The organism is Pseudomonas sp. 1L-E-NC-VB-C3 (assembly GCF_057291535.1).
In genome coordinates this window covers 82,991-105,211 of sequence record NZ_JBXAWD010000009.1, presented here as the reverse complement: position 1 = coordinate 105,211, position 22,221 = coordinate 82,991, and the positions used below count along the sequence as shown (strand labels likewise).

Annotated in this window: 20 protein-coding genes; 7 read left to right on the top strand and 13 right to left on the bottom strand. The window is 58.0% G+C overall.

The genetic code is table 11. The features are described from left to right. Positions 1 to 89: 89 nt before the first annotated feature. The 4 genes from AC0Z5Z_RS16200 to AC0Z5Z_RS16185 all read right to left on the bottom strand — a co-directional run bounded on the left by AC0Z5Z_RS16200 (position 90) and on the right by AC0Z5Z_RS16185 (position 2,852). Positions 90 to 851, bottom strand: coding sequence for a hypothetical protein (locus tag AC0Z5Z_RS16200; RefSeq protein WP_315435636.1), 762 nt, complete (start codon positions 849 to 851; stop codon positions 90 to 92). A 199-nt stretch (positions 852 to 1,050) separates the two neighbouring features. Next, on the bottom strand, positions 1,051 to 1,446 hold the full coding sequence (locus AC0Z5Z_RS16195) for a nuclear transport factor 2 family protein (protein WP_315435635.1): 396 nt from the start codon (positions 1,444 to 1,446) through the stop codon (positions 1,051 to 1,053). A gap of 49 nt (positions 1,447 to 1,495) precedes the next feature. Then, positions 1,496 to 2,092 carry an NADPH-dependent F420 reductase gene (locus tag AC0Z5Z_RS16190; RefSeq protein WP_485611385.1) on the bottom strand — a complete coding sequence of 199 codons (597 nt, stop codon included), beginning with the start codon at positions 2,090 to 2,092 and terminating at the stop codon, positions 1,496 to 1,498. A 7-nt stretch (positions 2,093 to 2,099) separates the two neighbouring features. After that, positions 2,100 to 2,852 (bottom strand): 3-oxoacyl-ACP reductase family protein, encoded by a 753-nt coding sequence (locus AC0Z5Z_RS16185; RefSeq protein ID WP_457263500.1) that lies wholly within the window; start codon positions 2,850 to 2,852, stop codon positions 2,100 to 2,102. A 112-nt stretch (positions 2,853 to 2,964) separates the two neighbouring features. On the opposite strand from AC0Z5Z_RS16185, the gene AC0Z5Z_RS16180 reads away from it, so the two are divergent. Both AC0Z5Z_RS16180 and AC0Z5Z_RS16175 read left to right on the top strand, forming a co-directional pair. After that, complete coding sequence (locus AC0Z5Z_RS16180) at positions 2,965 to 3,891, top strand: LysR family transcriptional regulator (protein ID WP_252887715.1); 927 nt, start codon at positions 2,965 to 2,967, stop codon at positions 3,889 to 3,891. Between the two features lie 168 nt (positions 3,892 to 4,059). Further along, positions 4,060 to 5,019, top strand: coding sequence for an EamA family transporter (locus tag AC0Z5Z_RS16175; RefSeq protein WP_315435633.1), 960 nt, complete (start codon positions 4,060 to 4,062; stop codon positions 5,017 to 5,019). A 64-nt stretch (positions 5,020 to 5,083) separates the two neighbouring features. Here AC0Z5Z_RS16175 and AC0Z5Z_RS16170 read toward each other — a convergent pair whose 3' ends face one another. The 6 genes from AC0Z5Z_RS16170 to AC0Z5Z_RS16145 form a co-directional block, all read right to left on the bottom strand. Then, complete coding sequence (locus AC0Z5Z_RS16170) at positions 5,084 to 5,374, bottom strand: hypothetical protein (protein WP_485611312.1); 291 nt, start codon at positions 5,372 to 5,374, stop codon at positions 5,084 to 5,086. Positions 5,375 to 5,452: 78 nt separating this feature from the next. After that, positions 5,453 to 6,109: a DUF2931 family protein gene (locus tag AC0Z5Z_RS16165; RefSeq protein ID WP_460060704.1), complete on the bottom strand. Its 657-nt coding sequence runs from the start codon at positions 6,107 to 6,109 to the stop codon at positions 5,453 to 5,455. Next, entirely contained in the window at positions 6,109 to 7,650 is a 1,542-nt protein-coding gene (locus AC0Z5Z_RS16160) for a T6SS phospholipase effector Tle1-like catalytic domain-containing protein (RefSeq protein ID WP_485611311.1), read from the bottom strand. The genes AC0Z5Z_RS16165 and AC0Z5Z_RS16160 overlap by 1 nt, the downstream gene beginning before the upstream one ends. 139 nt (positions 7,651 to 7,789) lie before the next feature. After that, on the bottom strand, positions 7,790 to 8,149 hold the full coding sequence (locus AC0Z5Z_RS16155; RefSeq protein ID WP_485611310.1) for a DUF6124 family protein: 360 nt from the start codon (positions 8,147 to 8,149) through the stop codon (positions 7,790 to 7,792). A 620-nt stretch (positions 8,150 to 8,769) separates the two neighbouring features. Beyond that, the gene (locus AC0Z5Z_RS16150) at positions 8,770 to 9,330 is read right to left on the bottom strand and encodes a nucleotidyltransferase family protein (protein WP_095179616.1); all 561 of its coding nucleotides are present in this window, start codon (positions 9,328 to 9,330) and stop codon (positions 8,770 to 8,772) included. A gap of 124 nt (positions 9,331 to 9,454) precedes the next feature. Continuing rightward, entirely contained in the window at positions 9,455 to 10,321 is an 867-nt protein-coding gene (locus tag AC0Z5Z_RS16145; RefSeq protein ID WP_353188059.1) for a LysR family transcriptional regulator, read from the bottom strand. A gap of 143 nt (positions 10,322 to 10,464) precedes the next feature. Between AC0Z5Z_RS16145 and AC0Z5Z_RS16140 the strand changes: the two genes are divergently transcribed. After that, on the top strand, positions 10,465 to 11,439 hold the full coding sequence (locus AC0Z5Z_RS16140; protein WP_095179614.1) for a hypothetical protein: 975 nt from the start codon (positions 10,465 to 10,467) through the stop codon (positions 11,437 to 11,439). A gap of 143 nt (positions 11,440 to 11,582) precedes the next feature. Beyond that, positions 11,583 to 12,350 carry a sulfite exporter TauE/SafE family protein gene (locus AC0Z5Z_RS16135; protein WP_485611309.1) on the top strand — a complete coding sequence of 256 codons (768 nt, stop codon included), beginning with the start codon at positions 11,583 to 11,585 and terminating at the stop codon, positions 12,348 to 12,350. Between the two features lie 12 nt (positions 12,351 to 12,362). Here the strand turns inward: AC0Z5Z_RS16135 and AC0Z5Z_RS16130 are convergent, their stop codons facing one another. Further along, complete coding sequence (locus AC0Z5Z_RS16130) at positions 12,363 to 13,307, bottom strand: GlxA family transcriptional regulator (RefSeq protein ID WP_056784807.1); 945 nt, start codon at positions 13,305 to 13,307, stop codon at positions 12,363 to 12,365. Between the two features lie 116 nt (positions 13,308 to 13,423). Between AC0Z5Z_RS16130 and AC0Z5Z_RS16125 the strand changes: the two genes are divergently transcribed. Further along, positions 13,424 to 14,188, top strand: a complete 765-nt coding sequence (locus AC0Z5Z_RS16125) for an SDR family oxidoreductase (RefSeq protein ID WP_315435625.1) — start codon at positions 13,424 to 13,426, stop codon at positions 14,186 to 14,188. Between the two features lie 57 nt (positions 14,189 to 14,245). On the opposite strand, the gene AC0Z5Z_RS16120 is transcribed toward AC0Z5Z_RS16125, so the two are convergent. Both AC0Z5Z_RS16120 and AC0Z5Z_RS16115 read right to left on the bottom strand, forming a co-directional pair. Further along, positions 14,246 to 19,708 carry a trifunctional serine/threonine-protein kinase/ATP-binding protein/sensor histidine kinase gene (locus tag AC0Z5Z_RS16120; protein ID WP_315435624.1) on the bottom strand — a complete coding sequence of 1,821 codons (5,463 nt, stop codon included), beginning with the start codon at positions 19,706 to 19,708 and terminating at the stop codon, positions 14,246 to 14,248. A 56-nt stretch (positions 19,709 to 19,764) separates the two neighbouring features. Next, positions 19,765 to 20,436, bottom strand: a complete 672-nt coding sequence (locus AC0Z5Z_RS16115; RefSeq protein ID WP_056784803.1) for a response regulator transcription factor — start codon at positions 20,434 to 20,436, stop codon at positions 19,765 to 19,767. Positions 20,437 to 20,635: 199 nt separating this feature from the next. Here AC0Z5Z_RS16115 and AC0Z5Z_RS16110 point away from each other — a divergent pair, with 199 nt between their 5' ends. Together AC0Z5Z_RS16110 and AC0Z5Z_RS16105 are read left to right on the top strand one after the other, a co-directional pair. Next, entirely contained in the window at positions 20,636 to 21,640 is a 1,005-nt protein-coding gene (locus tag AC0Z5Z_RS16110; protein WP_485611308.1) for a GlxA family transcriptional regulator, read from the top strand. 96 nt (positions 21,641 to 21,736) lie between these two features. Continuing rightward, positions 21,737 to 22,093 carry a response regulator transcription factor gene (locus AC0Z5Z_RS16105; RefSeq protein ID WP_056784799.1) on the top strand — a complete coding sequence of 119 codons (357 nt, stop codon included), beginning with the start codon at positions 21,737 to 21,739 and terminating at the stop codon, positions 22,091 to 22,093. The last annotated feature ends 128 nt before the right edge of the window (positions 22,094 to 22,221 follow it).

Genomic DNA, 22,221 nt, shown 5'->3' with positions numbered 1-22,221 from the left:
ACGTCAAATATCAAAATCCAAACGCATATAAAATCGGGAGCGGACTGATGAAATATCCGCCCTTCGATCAAATCGTTATCGAGTAAATATCAGGACTCGACAAACTCCTTTTCAATCATGCATGCAATCAACCACACCAACGCCGCAGGCAGGATCCAAGTGAGCACGACAAGGACCAGAACCACAGCAACTTCCAGCGGACTTTGGCTCTGAAAAGAGCTTGAATATGATGAAAACATAGTTGCAGCGAACAAAAATAACCCCAAAACGACTTGAAAGAACAGAATTCCAAACGCGTTACCATGCTCCCGCAGATGTCTATATGAGTCCACGATACCCCCTTTCGCGCTCGATCGCTTGTCCGCCAGTTTTTCATAAAAGGCGTACAGGTCTGAGCTTCGCAAAAGACATTTGACTATTATAAAGAACTGCGCCAAAACCACAGCCACTGCCAGAAAAATCACGACAGCAAACCAAATTCTCAGCAGGGCACTCATTGCACTCAATGAGAGAAATGCAACTGGAATGATCGAGGTCAATCCCAAAAACCACACCACCGACTTGCTAGGGCGTTGCAATCGGAGTGTGGAGCGCTGAATAAGGAACCGGCCAGCGTGGAGAACTAAAATAGGTGCACTCGCCACATAAGAGAAAACCAACCCAGCCGCCAGGAAAATTCCGACCTGAATGAGATCGATGGGTTCTCCAGCTTTAACGAACACAAGACTTGAAATGGGTTGACTTTGTTGAACGAGCAAAAACAGAATCAACCCGCCTAAAACGGCGCCTACGCTATACCTAAGAGCGTAGAACTCCCAGAATCGTGATGAGCTTTCATCTTTTTGGTCCATTTGTTCCTCCTTGATTGGTGAAGACGTTCCAATAGCCCACAATAATGGCATTAAGCCGCTATACAGTAAACCCATGCGCGCGGCGCTCTGCCAAGCAAGTGATTACGTATCAGCATCTAAAAAAGCGAAATGCGAACGACATCAGTGAAGAACAGCCGCGCCTCTGCTCGCTAGCGATTCTGCGTAACATTCACGTTCATCAGTTTGAGGCATCCAGCAATACCCACAACCGCACGATTTTCCCTTCGCTGATTTCCGCCACGTCGACACCGCTGACAACAGTTGGCCCATCGCCCGGGCCCGCATGCCAGCGCAGGTAACCCAAGCCATGATGCCCAACCGCCGGCCCCTCCGGAACAAAAACGAAGTCCGGCCCGAACTGATCCAGCAACGCACCGGCCACTGCCGAAATCGCCGCTGGCCCGGTGACGATGCCAGTCGGTTCATACATCGTCGGTGCGTCTGCAAAAAGCTCCTGCACCGCCGCCAAGCGCCTTTGTGCATCGCGTTGGTTGAACACCCGCTGCAGATTGGCCCGTAGCAAGGCGTCGTAGTTTTCCACCTCATTGATATTTCGCGAATCTGAGCCAGCCATTTTTGATTCCTCGATTTGTGTGTGAAGCCCGGTTGCCCGGGCTCAGCGATTAACCATGTTTGACCAGGTTCAAGGCTGGCAGCGGTCCGCCCGGAAACTGCGCAAGCATTCCCTGCTGCACACCGCCGAGATCGATGCCGTAAAAACCCAATTGATCAATCAGCTCTGCAACCTTGGTTTTGCTCGCGGCATCTTCACCGGAATAAAACAGCACACGCTTGCCGCCCTCGGCGGAGGGATCGCTCAGCAGAGCCGCGAGCAAATGGTTGAAGGCCTTGACCACGTGCGCACCGGGCAGCATCTGCGCCACCACTTGCGAAGACGGCTGGCCGCCCAGATCGAACGGCTTGAACAGTGGTGCCTCGATCGGGTTGTTGGCATCGATCACGATGCGCCCATCCCAAGGCCCGAGATCGCGTACCGCGTCGGGGATCTTCGACCAGTTCACCGCCAGAAAAACGATGTCCGCCTGGCTGGCTTGCCGAGCCGTCACCGCTTGTGCGAGTGGACCCAATTCGTCGACCAAAGCGGCAAGGCTCTGCGGCCCACGGCTGTTGGCCAGGCTGACCGGCAGGCCTGCGTTGACGAGCAACCGAGCGATGGCGGTGCCGATGGAGCCAGTACCAATGATGCTGATAGTCATGATGCTCTCCTTACGCTGTGAAGCCGCCGTCGACGATTAATTCTGCGCCGGTGACAAACCCTGCCTCTGCACTGGCCAGGTACGCCACCGCACTGGCGACATCCTTGCCCTCTCCGTACCGCCCCATGGCGATGTTCGGGCGTAGGAAGTCCGCAATAGGCCCGTCGGCCGGGTTCATGTCGCTGTCGGTCGGGCCAGGATGGACGGTGTTCACAGTGATGCCGCGCGGCCCCAGGTCGCGCACCAGTCCACGACTGAAACCGGTCAGCGCACCTTTGCTCAGGGTGTAGACGGAGGCGGTAGCGAACGCAGCGTATTGCACCATCGAGCTGCCGATGTGAATGATGCGGCCGCCCTGCCCCATGTGTTTGAGCGCGTGCTGAGTGGCTACGAAGACGCCGGTCACGTTCACCGCAAGGATGCGTTGAAAGTCCTCAAAGACGATGTCCTCGGGGGCACCGAGCAGGCTGATACCAGCGTTGTTGACCAGAATGTCGATCTTGCCAAAACGCTGTGCAACCTCGGCAATGGCTGCACGTACAGCCTCGGGGTTGCCCGCATCGGCCGCCAGCGCCACAGCCTGGCCGCCCGCCGCAACGATTTCCTGCACGACCGCTGCGGCGCGATCTGGCGATGCGTTGTAGGTGATAGCGACGGTTGCGCCATCTCCCGCGAGCCGTTTGGCGATGGCTGCGCCGATGCTGCGTGAGCCACCGGTAACGATGGCGATTTTGCCGGTCAGTGGAAGCGTGGATGTGTTCATGGTCGAGCCTCTGGGTGGTTGAAGTTGATGAGGCTATGAGACGCTTTTTGATCTTCCACCAGTAGTGGAAGACACCTAGAATCACTTTCAATCATTAGTTGAAGGTGCGCGGATGGAAACGTTGGGTAATTTGCTCTCATTCGTGCGCAGCGCCGAGGCGGGAAGCTTCTCTGCGGCGGGGCGCCGCCTGGGCCTGACACCCGCGGCGGTCAGCCGCAATGTCGCGCAATTGGAGGCTAACCTCGGCGTACGCTTGTTTCAGCGCAGCACGCGCAAACTCACGCTGACCGAAGCGGGAGAACGCTTTCTGGCCAATGTCGGTTCAGGACTGGAAAGTGTTCAAGCGGCGATCGCCGATGTGGCCGGCAATGCCGGAGAGCCTTCCGGCACCCTGCGTCTAAGTGCGGCACCGGGTTTTGCCAGGGATTTCCTGCTGCCGCTGATGCCGGAATTTCTCAATCGATATCCCGCCGTGATCCCCGAATGGCATGTCGACAATCGCCAGGTCGATCTCATCGCGGACGGCTTTGATGCGGCTATCGGCGGCGGCATCGAACTCGCGCAAGGTGTGGTCGCCAGAGCCATCGCCCCGGCGCATCTGATTCTGGTGGCCTCGCGGGAGTATCTGTCGGGGCGCCCGCGCGTCCAGCGCATTGAAGAGCTGTCGACGCTGAATCACCTGGCCATGCGCTCGGTGCAGACCGGCAAGGTGCGCAGCTGGATGTTGCAAGGCCCCGACGGGCAACGAGCGCCCCTGGAGTTGACGCCGCGCCTGTTGGTCAACGATCCGCAAGCGCTGTGTCAGTGCGCGCGACTGGGGTTGGGGGTTGCGCTGTTGGCAGTTCCGGATGTTTTGCCTTATCTGCAGGACGGTACGCTGGAAAGGGTTTTGCCCGATTGGTATGTCGATGCAGGGCAAATCTATTTGTACTTTTCCAGCCAGAAACTATTGCCAGCAAAAACCCGGGCTTTTGTGGATTTTCTGGTCGGTCAGGCTCGTGAGGATGGGTGGGCAACTCGACTTGATGCTCGTGCCTAGCAAGCAAGTTATACGATCTCTGAAACTCAAACAGCATCACGCCTAAGCGGCTTTTCAAGCCTTTCGAGCTTGCCGCGCCTGCTCGATTACGGTACAAATCGGGCAGTTGTACGACAACATAATAAAAACCTGAGCCACCCCGAGTGGCTATCATTTTTGAGATCTGCCATGTCCCGTCCTGAGTTTGCGCCAACCGTACCGCCGCCCTTCCCCCGTTATCTCGCCGTGATCATTCTGTTGTGCATGGGTTGTGCGTTCGCCGGCAACCACGTCGCGGCACGGGTCGCTTTTGATGATGGCGCGGGCGTGTTGCTGGCGATTCTGATGCGCTCGGGCGGGACCTTGCTGGTGCTTGCCATTCTCGTTCTGTGGCAGCGGCAAAGTCTGCGTGTGCCGGCGGGCGCGTGGCGTTGGCAACTGTTGTTGGGCCTGCTGATTACTGCGCAGAGCCTGTGTCTGTACTCCGCTGTCGCGCGGGTCCCGGTCGCTTTGGCGCTGCTGGTGGCCAACGTGTTTCCGATCCTGCTCGCCTTGCTGACCTGGGCGCTGGGCGGCCCACGACCAAGCGCGCGCACCGCGATGTTGATGGGCTTGATTCTCGTGGGATTGGTGTTCGTACTGGACGTCCCCGGACGTCTGTCAGACAGCGCCAGCGTCGGTCCGGAATGGCTACTGGGAGTTGCACTCGCCTTCTGCGCCGCCAGCGTATTCGCCTGCGCGCTGTGGATCACCGATCACAAACTGTCGCAAGTGCGCGGCTCGGTGCGCAGCCTGCTGACCATCTTCATCGTCTTCAGCAGCGTCAACCTGGCCGGCCTGACCGGCGCCCTCCCCGGCGGACTCAACCTCCCCGCCACCTCAACCGGCTGGCTGGCCCTTGCCACGCTCGTCGTGCTCTATGGGACCGGCTTCATTGTGTTGTTCATTTCCGTACCCAGGCTGGACATGCCACGCAACGCACCGGTGATGAACATTGAGCCATTGGCGACGTTGTTGATGGGCTGGATTGTGCTGGATCAAATGCTCAGCAGAGGGCAGATCGTGGGTGGAGTAATTGTAGTGAGTGGGATTGTTTTGCTGACGTATCGCAAAGCGGCGGTGAAGGTTGGGGTGAAGGCTGAGGTTTGAGGGGGTGTGGTGGCGGGACTCTTGGTTGGCGAGTCCTGCTTATCGCCCCCGGCTCGATACCGGATCAGCAGAATTGCAGGCTCTCGAGGTCTACCTGGACATAGCTTCCTATTTCACCCTTGTAGAGATAAATCGCAGTTACCTCCAGCTCCGTTCGTAAGAATTCCGCCAGCCTCCTGAGTCTGGTGCTTGTGGTCATGGCAGGGCGCACAACCGTCGCGCCACCGGGTTGGTCATCGTAAATTCTGACGAGAAACTCATCGACACCATCCAGAATCAGGTAATTGAAACCTCGATACTCATAGCCTGCGTCGTAGTCGACATCATCGAAACGGTCGACCTTTTCTATTCTCAAGACGCCGCCCCTAATTCGACTCAAAAGAAGTGAAACGGTCTAGCACTTGAAAAGTGGACGGCGCTCCATCCACGTCATTTACCAACTACCGTACGGGATGCCGAACTTATCAATGTAACGCTTGGCCTTTTCACTCACGGGATAGGCATAGCGCCCGCCATGCTTGCCCTGCTCCGGGCCGAGAGGTTCGAGTTCGCCTTGAGCATGGGAGACTTTTATCGGGCGGTGGCAGTAGTCCCTGACCCACGCTTGAAGCACTCCCCCCGGGGCGAGCCCCACAAGCAGCGTTGCGGAGTAACGTGCGGTTCTTTCCGGAGTCTTCGGGCACCGCTGATGTGTGGACTGCACCATCAGTTGCCTCGCTTCTTCTGGAATCTCTATGAAGCCTTTATAGGTTTTCTGCTCCGATATCGACTGCCAACGGACAAAAATCATTCGAGGAAGGTCAGCACCGGTAACCAAAACTCCAGAACCACCGACTGTTCCCCAACCACGGGCAGACTCCGTCCCATCTTCTGGTTCGCCTCCGGGAGCGGATTTTCCACCGACTCTGAAAAACATTCTGTTATTGATATCCAGCACCGAGCTGTCCTCAACCCAGATCTTCATGTAATTCGGCTCAACGAATCCTATTTGCCACCAAGGAGACTTGGGGTCATTTTCTCCACTTTCGAAACCTCCTTTCTGGCAGCCCATTAACAATAAGGCGACAAGCAGAGCGATTACAGACTTCATTACCAGAGCTTCCAATCAGCTACGTGAGGATGTTGTACACGGATCGCGTCTTCCGTCGGGGCGTTGATGTAAACAGCATCAATACCGCTCCCGTCTCTTCTTCCAAGGGGATGATTCCAGTTTGCAGAGATATGAATGTACTTCAGCTTGAGCAAAGCCTCCTCTTCTGCAGTTGTTCTGTAGTTTCCGGTGAGAAATCGGTCACAAAGAGATTGCAGCTCTGCCGGCACGGAATATTCGTCATCTTCCGGTATATCAATGAATTGAACACCCTTTTCTTTTGCCAGCTGATACATGACTCTTAAATAAACTCTCGAAAGTTTTCCACTCACCGGACGTTTCAATTGTAGAGCGGCATATACGCGCTTCTGCCCCGGTGAAAGCCTGTCTTGATGCTCCTGCGGAATTTCGAAGGAAGCCGGGGTGACAATATCCAGCAGATGCGCAGGCCATCCTTTAGCAAGCCACTCGCTTTTTACGCGCGCGGCGTCGTGATAAATCGACGTCGTTGAAACGTCTACGTACCGAGGTACATCGAGAGTTTGCATCGGACTGACAAGCACGCGTTCCTCTACTTCATCAAGATAGCTGCCGCCAATATCCGAATGAACCCCGGGAAGAGTGTACTCAGGGTGCGCGGGCTTCACTCGGCTGAGCGCAAAATTAGCGCGACACTCATCACGCGCTACGAGATGTACGACATCCGTGAAGTATTGACGGTCCAGGTAAAGCCTCACACCGGGAGCTATAGGACTTTTCACCCGGCCAAGATTGGTGAAGCCGGCAATTGAGGGCACCGTGTCAAAGAGCCCGATGAAACCCATTTTGATGCCGTTCCCGTATTTATTATCAAAGGTGCGACTGAAATCTGCGGCGTTCCGGTTTAGGAGATCTCCTAAAGCTCCTTGCTTACCCCGCACCACTTCATTTGCGAAGTGCCGTGCAGCAGCAGCCCCACGACTGAAGCCAAATGTATCGAACGTCAGGGACGCAATTTCACTGTCGGGGTTCTCTTGCAGTGCCTCTTCGATAGCTTGTTTTATCTGCGTGAAGGACGCCTGTACGCGACTCGTAACACCAGTCTCACCTCGCCCCGTTCCAGCACCTACAGCGCTATCCATCTGATTGCTTTCAGTGCCTATACCTTCGACATATATTGGGCTTGAGACGTACTTAAGAAAGCCATCGCCTTCGGCTTTCTGGGTCTTTTTATACAGAGAAAACAATTTCTTGATATTCGTAGGCCCGGCACCATAACTACTATCCGGGTCACTCATGTAAGGCATGCAGCTGGCAGGAATATCCTCAGGCGCAATCGGATGCTGAGCACCACACAACAACCCCGCAGCAGAGTTGTTCGCATTGTTGCCAGTGCCATCAAAGAAAACCCCGATCCTCAACGCAATGCCTATCTTCTCAGGCTCGCGCGCGGGCTCTTTCCCGTGCTTCTCATATTCGGCCCAGTGCTGGGCGTGCAGGTCGACGGGTTTGGCTTGTTCGTAGCGGTAGTTTTTCGGCGGGTTTGGAACGTAGCCACTCAATCCTTGATTCCTTGTTCTGATCCTTGAAGAACGGCCCGAAGGGTGACAGTCGAGGCCGGGTGGTGCAAGCCGTGGCCGTGTGCCAGCCATGGCGCGCCCGGGGAGTTGCGACGAGGTTTTGCGCTCGTCGCATTGCGGGTCATTTGGCTATTTCGACTTTATCCAAAGCCTGATTGACCGCGATTTCGCCGAGCATGACGACCTGGGCGATGCCTAGAAGGGTTTTGCGGCGCGGGTTGTCGAGCAGCGCGGCGAAGTCGTAGAGCATGGTGGTGGCCGAGCCGAGGGATTTGCTGGCGTTGGCCAGCAGGGACTCGGTGTCGTATTTCGGGTTGGCGAGGAACATCTGTTCCGGGGTGTTGGTGCTGGCCAGGATGTCTGCCGGGCCGAGGTAGTGATCGAGGGCGCGTTCGGCGGCTTCGTGTAGTTTTTTCGATGCACTTGATTCGTAGGGGGATGCGGGGTCGGTGGTTGGGGGATTGGGTGTGACCTTGAACATGGTGAAACTCCTGATTATTCGTCTGGAGCTGCCAACATCACTTGCAGATGATGGGTGGCAGCTGTGCGCGGGTCTGCAAGACCGGGAAATCAGGAACCCGGCAGACCCGAAGGTCTCCCGCACAAAGCCGCCATTGAGCGGACACGAACGAATGTCCTTTGGCAGGGGTATGCGACTGATTTCCGACGGGCTTGCAGACCCGATCACTGGTGAGCAGTGACAGGAATCAAGTTACGGAGGGAACGGCAGACGCACAAGCCGGCGGATTCTGGCGTAGTCGTAGGGAATGGCGCAAGGCGTTGTAGCCGTTTGCTTAATGCTTGATTTACTGTTTAAACGGGCTAAGGGTTTTCTGTTTATGTGGCGGTGAATGGGCTGGCGTCATCGCGAACAGGCTCACTCCTACAAGGGGATCAGGCGATGGGCAGTCACAGCATTCTGCTCCTGCACATTCAACTGTCGCTTCTTAAGCAGCGGGTCAATCTCCATTTTGCTCCTCGGTCGTGTGCCGCTAGTTGTCCCTGGTACTTCAAAGCCTCAATCAAAAACCCGAGCGCTCTACGAAAGGTCGGGATGCATAAAGATTTCCTTATCGGTTTAAACGATCAATCGGGGCGGCATCAACCCTGCGTTACGAGCGTCAATTTCGGCCAGATCTCGAGCCATCTCTTCGACTGCAGGCGCTCCAGAAACACCACGTATTTATCACTTTCAAATCGGGCGGTTGGCCGCACTTTCAGCGCAAACAAATCCTCCAGCCCCAACGGCGCCGAAACCTCTATCGCACCATGCCGATCAAGCCTGACACCTACTGCCGTAGCAGTTTCCGGCCAGAACGTCATTGCATCCGCAGCCGCCCCATAAGGCGCATCGGCGTTCCGCTGGTGCATGCGTGCCTGGTTTTTCACCGACCACTTCAAGTCACTGCACAGTGCTGCAAGCTCGACCTCCACGGCCAAATCCGTTTGATCACCGGGACGTGTTCTGTCAAACCATATGACATCAATGTCCTCGGGCAACGGCGAAGGTTGGCGCTGATGCAGATGATCCCAAACCAGGCTGCGCACAAAACCTGCGGCAACCCAGCAGTCCGGCAAGTTGAGATCCCTGACTATGCGCAAGATGTGCATGCGGACGAGATCTTCAGCAATCAGATCCCGCAGTTGCGCTTCCAGATTCATTTATTTCAATCCAATGACCATGGTTGCGAGAGCCTATCAGTGGTCTCTGTAAGCGCTCGGTCCCTTGTGCTGAATGACGAGTGCAGGCGAACTTTGCAGGATAGGGCCAACTGCCGCCCACTTCTCAAACCTTGAACTCTTCCTTGAGCAAATCGGCAAACTTGTCTTTTGCGCGATGAGATTCAACGTGCCTGTTCCAGATAAAATAATTCTGCACAGGCTTTAAGTCATTGAAGAAGAATCCTTGAATACCGCCGAGCTGGCGGAACTGTTCAAACATGCCTCTGGGCACCAACGATATCCCGGCGCCTGAACTTACGCAGCCAAGGATGGTGCCATAACTGGCTATGCTTGTTATCGGATTGAAAACTTTGTACCGCTCCAGCCAGGTTACCAAAGCCTTTCTGTAGGGACATCCTTCAGGCCACATGAATAAATCCACACCGCGCAGGTCCTCTGGCTGGTTTATCACCCCCGCGGACGGCGAGGCAATCACCACTAGATCCTCTTCATAGATCTCCAGACTCTCGATGTCCGGATGTTCTGGCCTGACGGCAATTATTGCCCCGTCCAACGTGTAGTTGACCACTTCTGCGGATAATTGTGACCAATCGCCAGTGCTGAATTGCATTTGTACAGCCGGATAAAGTTGATGAAACCTGGATAGCACTTTGGGTAACCGGCCGGTAGCGGATGATTCTATGGCACCAATCCTGAGTTCTCCCGAAGGAGCTGACGACGGATCAAGCGCTCGTTGCGATTCTTCGCACAAAGACAGGATATTGTTGGTATAGCCGAGAAAAAGCCGACCTGAAGGGCTGATGATCAATCCTCTGCCTTTCCTTATAAACAGGTCAACTCCAAGCTCACGTTCCAGAAGCTTGATGCGGTTGGTGATGTTGGACGGCACGCAGTGCAATCGCTCCGAGGCACGGACGATACTGCCCAGATCGGCTACTGCCTTGAACATGACCAGTTGCGAAAACTCCATGTAAACGCTCATTAAAAATGAATGATTTGGTCAGTATAAGTCACTTGTCGCAGGCCAACAAATCGGGCTAATTTCGCCGCTGCAAGGCAAGAAAGTGCGTTAAAACCAAACATTTCATAGGTCTTTAGGGAGAAGGACACATCATGAGCTCAGCATCGCCACAGAGTCGTTTGGAACCGCTTGAACATAAATCCATGCAAGAATTTGGCGAGACATTTATCCAGGCCCTGCCCAAGCACATACGCAACTTGAAAATTCCCGGACGTACCTTAGAAGAAAACCAACGGCGTCAACCGTTGCTGGCCTGCGTCGGCAACGTTGCTGAGATACAGGACGCCATGCTTGAGGTACTCAATCATTCCATCACGCAAGACGCGCAACTGGCGGCTGAAAGCGCATTCAGGGCGTTCCTCGAAAAGCCAGTAATAGACTCGTCGGTATTGAGCTTTTTCAATGGGTGGAATGAAACCCATAAAACCACCAGCCTTGTCTCGGCAAAAATCATCATGCGCCTGTCGGCGGATGCGATATCGGTATCTGCCGACAGACGTGAGGGTTACCACAATGTCATGGCGCATATGCATGAAGTGGCGAAAGATGATTTCGGTCTTGGACATCAGGGCCATGACGGAATGTACAACTACATGACTGCAGCTTTTGGTGCGTCAGCCTGGGTTGAAGAACAATTCAAAATTGCTGAATGCAATGACTTCGCGGACTTCCTATACAACACCGGGGTCGCCAAGCATAAAACGGCACTAAACTCGCAGGAACACAAATCTTCAATTATGGATGCGATGATGGTTTCAATCTCATCTGAACTGTGGAACGGTCGTGAATACAATTTCATCGCTCAATATATTGAAGCAAAGCTCCTCGCGGCCAATCCGTTCTTGAGGACAAACACGCAAAACCTGCGTAACGCCAAAGGCTACGTAATGGGGCACTCCGGAGAAGTTGAGAACAAACACGGATTGCATGCCTTGGCGGCCGCGCAAGCTTACGGTCAGACGGTAGGTCTGGAATTCAAGCCTGCGCGACTGAAGGGCATCATGCTCAATTACAATGAAAGAGTCGGCAATGCATTCTCCGCCATGCATCGGATTATGACCTGTTGATCTCTATGGATTAACGAAGCATGCCGATGAACTCTCATAATGTGAGCTTGGAGAATGATCGGCATGTTTTGACGATATTTAAACCAAACCACGAGCGACTCATGAACCTTCCGGCCAAATGACGTTCCGCAGGGATCTATCGCATGGATGTTGAACACGCTGTTCTTGCATTGGGTTTCTTCGCGTTTTGTGGTGGCCTGATAGACGCTGCGGTCGGTGGCGGGGGCCTGGTACAGGTGCCGGCACTTCTACATGCTCTACCCCAGTACAGCCTTGCCACCATTTTCGGCACCAACAAACTGGCCGTTCTGGCAGGCAATATTTCATCAATATCGGGTTACCTGAAGCGCATAAAAATTCGCTGGAATTTAATCCTTCCGACCATGCTCGCCGCTTTTTTATTTTCTTTTCTCGGAGCTCTCTCGGTATCCCTTGTTCCTAAAAGATTGATGGAGATCGTTGTCTTTTTCATATTGATAGTCATGGCTATCTACACGTTTATGGAAAAAAAACTTGGCTTGGCAGGCAAAGACCGCCACTTCGGAACGAAAGACATTTGCCTTGGAGTTTTCTTTGGCGGCCTGATCGGTTTCTACGATGGTGTCTTCGGCCCGGGCAGTGGCAGCCTGCTGCTGTTTATCTTCGTCAAGGTCTTTGGCTTTGATTTCCTCAATGCATCAGCCTCTGCAAAACTGGTCAACCTGGGGACGTTCAGCGCTGCGCTCATATTTTTTATCCCCTCCGGTAATGTCTTGTGGGCGATTGGCGGCATAGTTGCTTTATGCAATATGGCCGGTGCACTGACCGGTGTCTTTTTGGCATTACGTTATGGAAGCAGTTTCATCAGAGTTTTTTTCCTGATCCTGCTCGTATTCCTGATCGGCAGAATGGGGGTCAACATTTTTTCGTAGACCCTGGTCACGTCATACCATCCGCCGCGAATCGCGCCGCACCGCCTGCGGCGGCACGCCAAACCCGCGCATGAACACCTCGCGCATGTGCCGGCGGTCACGAAACCCGGTTTCTCTGGCGACCACATCCAGACTGTGACTACTTTGCTCGATCAGCAAACGCGCTGCTTCCAGCCTTAGGCTCTCTATCGCCTTGGCTGGAGACTGGCCGGTTTCGGCGGTAAACACCCGGGTGAATTGCCGCGGACTCAGGTGCACCACCTCGGCCAGTTCTTCGACACTCAGCGGGCGATTGAGGTGCTTGCGCGCGTAATCCAGCGCACTCTGAATGCGATCGGATTTGGGTGACAGCGACAGCAATTCCGAGTGCTGCGACTGCCCGCCCGAGCGGCGCTGATGCATCACCAGCCGATGGGCCACCGAGCGCGCAATGTCGCTGCCCAGATCTTTTTCAACCATGCCCAACGCCATGTCGACACCAGCGGTCATGCCCGCCGACGTCCACACCGGGCCGTCGATAATAAAGATCCGGTCGTCCTCGACATTCACCGAGGGATGCATCCTGCGCAGCGCCGGGGCGAACGCCCAGTGCGTGGTCACGCGGCGATTATCCAGTACACCGGCCTGCGCCAGTACGAACGAGCCGGTGCAGATGCCGGCCACGCGGCGTGCGCCGTCGGCGAGCCCGCGCACGCTGTGCAGCACGTCAGCATCGGGCGGCGTCAGCGGTGTCAGCGTTCCCGCCACCAGCCAACTGTCGGCCAGCCCCGCTTGCGTCAGCGGCAACGTATCGACGTGCAAGCCCAGCGAGGAGCTGACGATGCCGCCGGCCTGGGAAAAGTTCTGCACCTTGTACACGGCTTTGCCCGTGACGATGTTGGCGAACTCGAACACCGACTGGGTCGCCAGCGCCATCACCTGAAAACCTTCCGTGAGCAGATAGCCGACTCGATGCATGGTCGCGCTCCGTTTGTTGAATGTCCTGAAACACTACCACATACGTCATTCAGGTCGGAGCAGGTTTTCTCCATCATGGCTTGCATTCCAATCAATCCACTCGCGGGACGCAGCTCATGAAACTTGAAGCCAACACGATCTTCATCACCGGCGGCACTTCCGGCATCGGCCGCGCACTGGCCGAGGCCCTGCATCAGCGCGGCAACAAGGTCATCATCGCTGGTCGTCGCCAGACCCTGCTGGCAGAGATTGCCCAGGCGAATCCGGGCATCGACACCGTGCAGCTGGACATCAACGATGCGCAGCAGATCAAGGACGTCGCCGCCGAAGTCATCCGCCGCCATCCGTCGTTGAACGTAATCATCAACAACGCCGGGATCATGCCCTTCGACAACGCGGGTTCCGGCGACTACGACGATGAGCAGGCAGTAGGTCTGTTGCAGACCAACCTGCTCGGCCCGGTGCGCGTCAGCGCGGCGTTCGTCGAACACCTCAAGCGCCAGCCCGAGGCCTACATCATCAACAACAGCTCGGTGCTGGCCTACCTGCCGCTGGCGACCACGGCGCTGTATTCGGCGACCAAAGCGGCGATCCATTCCTACTCGCTGTCGCAACGTTTCATGCTGCGCGACACCAGCGTCAAGGTCCTGGAAATCGCGCCACCTTGGGTCGATACCGACCTGATCCACAAGAGCGGCGACGAGCGCGCCATGCCGCTGGACGAGTTCATCGAGGAAACCCTGATCAAGCTGGAAACCGCCACCACCGAAGTGCTGGTCGACCGAGTGCTGCCGCTGCGAGCCAACCAGGGCGCGAACGAGCACGGGTTGATCGAGCAGTTCAACCTGTCGCTGCTGGAAAATCCTATTCCGGTGGCCTGAACTCACCGACAGAAACATCCGGGCTCAATGCCCGGGTAGCCTGGCTGTTGATCATGTTCATTCACAACGCGGCAAGCCAAACACCACCCGCGCCCCCCTCGGCTCATTGCGCTCGGCCCACAATTTGCCGCCATGTCCTTCAATGATCGTGCGGCAAATCGACAGGCCCATGCCCAGCCCGGTGGATTTGGTTGTGAAGAACGCCGTGAACACTTGCTCCGGCCGCTCGCAGGCAAAGCCCGGCCCCGAATCGCTGACGCTGATGTGCACGTTATCGCCCAGCGCCTCACTGCGAATCAGCAGACGTCGCTGCCCCTCTGCCATGATCGTCATGGCTTCGAGGCTGTTGATGATCAGGTTGAGCAACACCTGTTGCAGTTCGACCCGGTCCGCCACTACGAAAGGCAAATCTGCCGCCAGCTCAACGCTGACTTCGGCGCCGTGCTTGAGCGCTTCGCCCCGGCTGAAACCGACCATTTCTTCAATCAGCAGATTGAGGCTGACAGGCTGACGCTGCGGTGGCGTTTTGTGAATCAGCGCGCGGATGCGCCCGAGTACGTCGGCGGCGCGGTTGCCGTCGAGAATGATATGCCGCAGGCCCTGCTCGACCTCGTTGATATTTGGTGGCTTTGCACCGAGCCAGCGCAACGCGGCATTAGCATGGGTCACCGTGGCGGCGATCGGCTGATTGACTTCGTGGGCAATCGATGCGGCCAACTGACCCATGGTCGCCACACGATTGGCGTGGGCCAGTTCCGTTTGCACCTGACGATAACGACGCTCGCCTTCGCGCACTTGCTCTTCAGCCAGCTTGCGTTCGCTGATATCCAGCACAAAGGCCAGGCCCTGTTGCTGACTCGCTTCGAAGGCAGCCAGACCGACAATCACCGGCAGCCGACTGCCGTCCTTGCGGATGTACTCCTTTTCGAATGGCTGGGCCCGGCCAGTGTGGATCGCCGTTGCCAGTGCAATATCGCTGTTAGCGCGCATCGCCGGCGGGGTCATGTCACGCCAATGGACACTGCCCGAAAGCAACTCATCACGGGTGTAACCGACCATGCGCAGGAACGCGTCATTGGCCTCGATGATTTCCCCTTCCACGCCCCAGACGATGATGCCGATGATGTTGGCGTCGACCAGCCGACGGATCTTCGCTTCTCGCTCGGCGAGGTCGCGGTACAGGCGCGCGTTGTCCAGCGAGATCGCTGCCTGCGACGCCACCAGGCGCAACACGGCGAGACGCGTCGGGCTGAACACCCCGGCGGACAGGTTGTTTTCCAGATACAGCGCCCCGGCGACCCGCGCCTGATTCATCAATGCCAGGCACAGGATCGAGCGCGCGCCTCGTTGCTGAACGTATGGATCAGCGGCGAACAGCGGATCGGCAACCGCGTCGTCCAGGCACAGGTTTTCGCCGGTGCGCAGCGTCTGGTAGAGCACTGACTCTGCCAGCGCCACCGTGTGCAGCGGCGCGTTGCACAGCTGCGTGGCACCGTCGCCGATACGGGTTCGCGCAGCGACATAGGGAATGTCGGCGTTCAACAAAATGAGCAGGCCATGCTCGGCCCCGGCCTGTTCGATCGCGGTGCGCATCACCGTTTCGATCAAACGGTCCAGGACGATCTCGCCGGAGACTGCTTGAGAGACCTTGAGCACCGTTGCCAGGTCGAGATGTTCAACTGGCGTAATGAGCGTGGTGACCGGATTCGGTTGCGCCTCTTCGGCACGCAGAAAACGATGACGTCGCTCCAGCTCCCGCACCTTGCCAGCAGCCCCCCAACGCAGATAGGCGTAGCGTGCGTCGCGCAGGTAAACCCGGGATATCCTGACCAGCCCGCGAGCGCCGTAGAACCGTGCGGCCAGTTCGTTGGCCAGCGCTTCGATATGGAGCAAACCATTGTCCTGAGCCAATTGAATGGCTTGCTCGTACTGCAATTCGGCTTCGAGCAACTGTCCGGTGACGCGCGCCATTTCCGCGCCGACCAGCGCCACCTGACTGGCGAAGGTCTCTGCACACAAGCGCGCCCACGTCTGCAACTGTTCATGATGTTGACCCAGACGCTGCAAAGCACCGGCGTCAGTTTCGCCGTGGGCCGCCAAGGTCAACGCCGCGTAGAAATGGTATTCGGCCTCCTCGAAAAACGCCGAAACCACCCACAAAAGTCCCTGCGCCTGGGCCGCGCACTCAGCGGCCGCCGCGTAATCCCCGGCCAGATAGCGCGCCTGCAACTTGCGTACCCAGTACTTGCCGCGCGCCAGCGCCAGATCCGCCGAACCGGCCAGATGCGCCTCGACAGCTGTTTCATCGAACCCGTCATCGTCGAAACAGCCGAACGTCGGCGTCTGCCCGCGCAGCATGCGGATCAGCGTCAACTGGCAGCGCATGAAATCCGCCACCAGACCGAAACCGACCTTTTGTGCATAGACCAGCCCTGATTCCGCTTGCGCCTGCACCTCGGCCAGCGGCTCGCCGATAAACAACAGATCGGAAATCAGGCTGTTTCCGGCGAACGCGGCATACGGCAGATCGCCGCTGCGATGGGCCGCGTTGAGCGCACGGCGCAACAGTTCGCGGCACTCGCGCACTGGCCGCATCCAGCGCACCACGAAGATCGAGAAGCACAACCAGGTGCTCGCCTCATAACGCGTGAGCCCGCGCCGATCAACCAGATCGCAGCCCAGACGGCCAAATCGATAACCAGCGGCATAGTCGCCAAAACGCGGCCCCGACACGCGCCCGAAGTTGGCATAGAGCAGGCAGGAGGCGTCGCAGTTGCCATATTGCAGGCTCAGGCTGATCGCTTTGCAAATGGTCAGGCTGGCGAGGTTCAGATCCGACTGCACCGCCGGCGCGAAGAGTTTGCCCAGCGCATCGAGGGTGGCCCGCGCGGCAGGATCCTCCATCAGCGGCAAGTCGATCATCTGCTCGATACTGCGCCCGCGCAGGCTGGTCCAGACCTGCTGATATTCGTCGCGCACCTGAATATCGTCCGGACGCGCTGGCCAATCGATGCCGACCTGACGCAGAAAGGCCAGACACACCGTCACCGCCCGGTCACTGCGATCAAGCAGCAAGTAGACATCCATCTGCAGGCACGCCACCGCCGCGCGCTCGACGGTGGTCACGGCGCGCTCGGCCAATGTCGCCAGGCGCGAGTCGGCAAGCTGCAGTTGGCCGGTGAGAAATTCGCACTCGGCACGGTTCAGCTCCAGAGCGAAACCCAGTTCATGCCGACTGTCATAACCCTGCTCGCCCAACAGTTCTGCGCCGGCGCCCAGATAGGTCAGTGCTGAGGTATAAGCGGTCGAGGCCTTCGCTCGCTGGCCGGCGAGCAGGTTGAACTCGGCCAGTTGCTCGCGCTCGGCACGCAGGCTGATCAGATGCGCACCGCGATTGAGCTGGCCGACAATCTCGAAGATCGCCTCCTCGCGCCGCTCACCCTGGGTTTGCAGTGCCAGCAGCCGGCCGATGCGCAAGTGCATTTGCGCCCGTTCGGTTTCAGCGATCAGCGAATACGCCGCCTCATGGATGCGATCATGCACAAACCTGTAGGCACCGTCCTGACGCTCGACCAACTCAAGCCGCACCGCCGGCCACAATGCGGAGTGAACGTGAGGCACCGGCACATCAAGGACTGTGGCCAGCGTGTCGAGACGCGCGACGTTGCCCAGGCAGGCCAGTTGTTGCAGCGCCTGGCGGGTTTCCTGGGGCAGCCGCGCCAGTTTGCCGACCATCAAATCGACGACATTGTCGGTGTAGCCCTTGCCGTTGATCAGGTGCACATCCCACCGCCAGCGCTGGCACGCAGGCTCGTATGTCAGCAGCTTCTCCTCGGCCAGGGCGTGCAGAAACTGGATGACGAAGAACGGATTGCCAGCGGTCTTGTCCAGCACCAGCCGCGCCAGCGCGACAATGCTCGCCGGCGGGCAGCGCAGTGACTCGCTGATCAGTTGTTCGATGTGCGCGCCAGCCAGTGGCGCCAGACGAATTTCGTCAATGTGTACGCCGGCGTGATGCAGGGTCTTGAGTGTGCGGCTGAGTGGGTGATCGCCATCTACCTCGTTGTCGCGATAAGCACCGACCAGCAGCAGATGAGGGGTCTCTGCGCGACTGAGCAAATCTTCGAGCAGATCAAGGGTGGCCGCGTCGAGCCATTGCAGGTCGTCAAGGAACAGCGCCAACGGATGCTCGGACTGAGCGAACACGCCGATAAAACGCTGCAAGACCTGAAGGAACCGCTGCTGCGCCTGTTGCGGCTCCAACTCAGGCACGGGCGGCGGCTCGCCGATGATCAGCTTGAGTTCGGGGATCAGATCGGTGATCAACCGCGCATTCGCTTCCAGTGCCCGCAACAGTGCTTCGCGCCAGCCCGCCAGTACGTCGGTGCGCTTGCCCAACAGCGTCCGCACCAGCCCCTGAAAGGCCTGAACCAGAGTCGAATAAGGCACGTCGCGCTGGTACTGGTCGAACTTGCCGGCGGCGAACAAGCCACGCGACGGCACCAGCACCTTGTGCAGTTCACTGACCACCGACGATTTGCCGATGCCGGAATAGCCGGATACCAGCACCAGTGTCGGCGCGCCTGTCTGCACCACATTGGCGAAGGCATCGATCAACGTTTGCACTTCGTGTTCGCGGCCGTAGAGTTTTTCCGGAATCAGCAAGCGCTCGCAGGCGCCCTGCTCGTCCAACGTGAACGTCTCGATCTGCCGCATACGGCGCCAGTCATCGAGGCAACGGCGCAAGTCATGCTCGACACCGACTGCGCTCTGATAGCGCTCCTCGGCAGTTTTCGCCAGCAGTTTCATGACCACTCGCGAGAACATCGGCGGCACCGTCGCCACCCGTTCACACACGGGCATTGGCAGCCGCGCGATATGGCAATGCACCCACTCCATCGGTTCACTGGCACTGAACGGCAGCGAGCCGGTGAGCATCTGGTACAGCGTCACGCCAAAGGCATACAGATCACTACGCGAATCGATCGAACGATTCATCCGCCCGGTTTGCTCCGGCGCCATGTAAGCCAGCGTGCCGGCGATAGATTCCGGTGGCGTGGGCGCTTGCCGTTCCCGTGGCAAGCGCGTGGCCAGGCCGAAGCCGGTCAGCCGCGCCTGCCCGTCATGGCAATGGACAAAGACATGCTGCGGTTTCAGGTCTTTGTGCACCAGACCACACTGATGCATATGGCCCAGTGCCTTGGCGATGTTCGTGGCCAATTCCAGACAGGTTTCGATATCCAGCGGAGCGACCAGCAATCGCGACAACGGCTCGCCACCCGGATCGTCGAACAGCAGACGAACTCGGGTGCCCGTACGCTCGAAAGCTGTCGGCTGCAACGCCCAGGCAGGATTGAGGTCGTCCCTGAGGCTGTATTCATGCGCCAGACGCTCCAGGGTGCTCGGCAATGGCTGGCCCATCGCCGGACGCACCGCCAGTAGGCTGCCATCATTCGAACCGCGCTCACGGGACAGCACCCGCTCGCCGTCGTCCCACAAAATCTGTTTTCTGCTGGCCATCTGCGTCAACACTGCTCAGGTTTTTTGCCGCACGGTGAGTTGCACGTCGCCAGCGCTCAGGGGTTGCGCTGGACAGGCTCGATGCCCAGCGCTTCTGCGATACGCACCAGATCGGCCACTGAACGTGCGGCCATTTTGCGCATGACCTGGCCACGGTGGACCTTGACCGTGACCTCGCTGAGGTTGAGCTGTCCGGCAATCTGTTTGTTCATCAGCCCGGCAATGACGAAGCCGAGCACTTCGCGCTCACGTGCGGTCAGGGTTTGGTAAGCCCGACACAAAACGGCGCCGGAGTGTTCGGCTGCTAGCCGCGCACGGTCGCGAGCCAACGCACTGGCCACGGCGTCGAGCATGTCCTGATCACGGAACGGCTTGGCCAGAAAATCCACCGCGCCGGCCTTCATCGCCTTGACGCTCATGGCGATGTCGCCGTGGCCGGTCATGAACACCACAGGGATGCGCAAGCCATTTTTTTCCATCTGTTCCTGAAACGTCAGGCCACTTTCGCCGCGCAGGCGCACGTCGAGCACCAGGCAACCGGGTACCTCACGTTGCGCTTGCGCGAGAAAATCTCCGGCGCTGTCGAAGGTTCGCACCTGCAAGCCGATCGAGCGCAGCAAGCTGTCGAGCGCCTGGCGCATCGAGGCATCGTCATCGACCACGTACACCACTGGTTCGCCGAGCACATCGGGACTTTGCGCAGGGCTGGAATGCGACCACAAGGTCATTGTGTCTCCTCGGCGAGATCGCAGCACGCATTGGGCTGGTCAATAAATCTAGTTCAGGATGGCCACCGCAGCCAGACACCGGCCGGACGGTCAGCAATCAGGCTAACAGTCAGCACCATTGCCGGCCGGCCAGAAACCCCTGAAAATCGGCCAGGCTGAGGCAGTCCCGCCTCTAGCGCTGCAAACAGGCAGGCCCGCGATGTCCACTCATCCCGCTTTTACAACGGCCCCGCGCGACGTGGTGTTTATCGCCTACCCACGGCTGAGCCTGCTCGATCTCAGCGGTGCGCAGACCGTGTTCTGGGCGGCGAGCAAAGCCTTGGTCGAGCGCGGGCAGCCCGGTTATCAACTGCACACCGCCAGCCTCAGCGGCGGCTTGATCCCGACCGTCGAAGGGCTGGCCATCGACACCCAAGCGTTAACCACGCTCGACACCACCGCGCTGGACACGCTGGTCGTGCCCGGCGCCCCTGACATCTGCCAGACCCTTGAGGAGCACCGCGAACTGAGCGACTGGCTGCAGGACTATGCTCACCTCGCCCGCCGCGTGGTCTCGGTGTGCAGTGGTGCGTTTCTGCTGGCTCAGGCCGGATTGCTCGACGCCCGCCGCGCTGCCACTCACTGGGCGATGTGCGACGCTTTGCGCGATCGCTTTCCAGCGGTCGAGGTAGATGCCGACGCGATCTTCATTCAGCAAGGCAAGGTCTGGACCTCGGCCGGAGTCACCGCCGGGATCGATCTGGCGCTGGCGCTGGTAGAGGCCGATTACGGCCGTGAAGTGACGTTGCAAGTCGCGCGGGAATTGGTGGTGTACATCAAACGCCCCGGCGGCCAGGCGCAATACAGCACGCTGCTGCAATCGCAGGCGCAGGACGCTGCGATGTTCGATGATCTGCACCTTTGGCTCATGGAGCGCCTCGGCGACCCGAATCTGACGGTGGAGCGCCTCGCCGAGCAAGCCGCAATGAGCCTGCGCAACTTCACGCGGGTCTATAAAGCGCGCACCGGGCGCACACCGTCGAAAGCGCTCGAGCTGTTCCGGCTCGAAGCGGCCAAACGCCTGCTGGAAAACTCCCCGCACAAAATCGAACGAATCGCCCGCCTCTGCGGCTTCAACGATGAAGAACGCCTGCGCGCCTGCTTCCAGCGCCACCTGTCGATCTCCCCGCGCGACTACCGCAGTCGCTTCAGCCGCGATGGCTGAACCGCTATACCTACGTATAGTTTTGCCCGCTGGCCATCAGCGTATGGTGCAAGAACGACAGGAGTCACCAGCTCGGCCGCCCGGCCCGGGAGCTTTATGTACAAGACGCATGTCATTGCGGTAGTGGACGACGACGAGGCAATGCGCACATCGCTGAGCAGCCTGCTGCGAGCGTCGGGGTATCAGGTGTTCTGCTATGCGGCGCCAGCGGACTACCTTGACTCGGACGGGCCGGCGCAGACTGATTGTTTGATTTCCGATATTCAGATGCCGGGCATGGGTGGTTTGCAGATGCTGGATGCACTGCGGGCGCAAGGCTGGCGGATGCCGGTGATTTTTGTGTCGGCGCATGCGGGCAAAATGCCCAACAGCGTACCCGGGGTCATCGCGTGTCTGGCCAAGCCATTTCAGGCTGAACGTTTGCTCGCCTGCCTGGAAAAAGCGCTGGGTTGATCCTTTTTCCCCATACCTTCGTATACCCCCCTTCCACCCATGCGTACCCCACGCACACCGATGGACAACTGCGCTCGTAGCCTCCCCGCCCTAGCATGGCTCTACACAGCGGGCGATTGAGCGCCAGG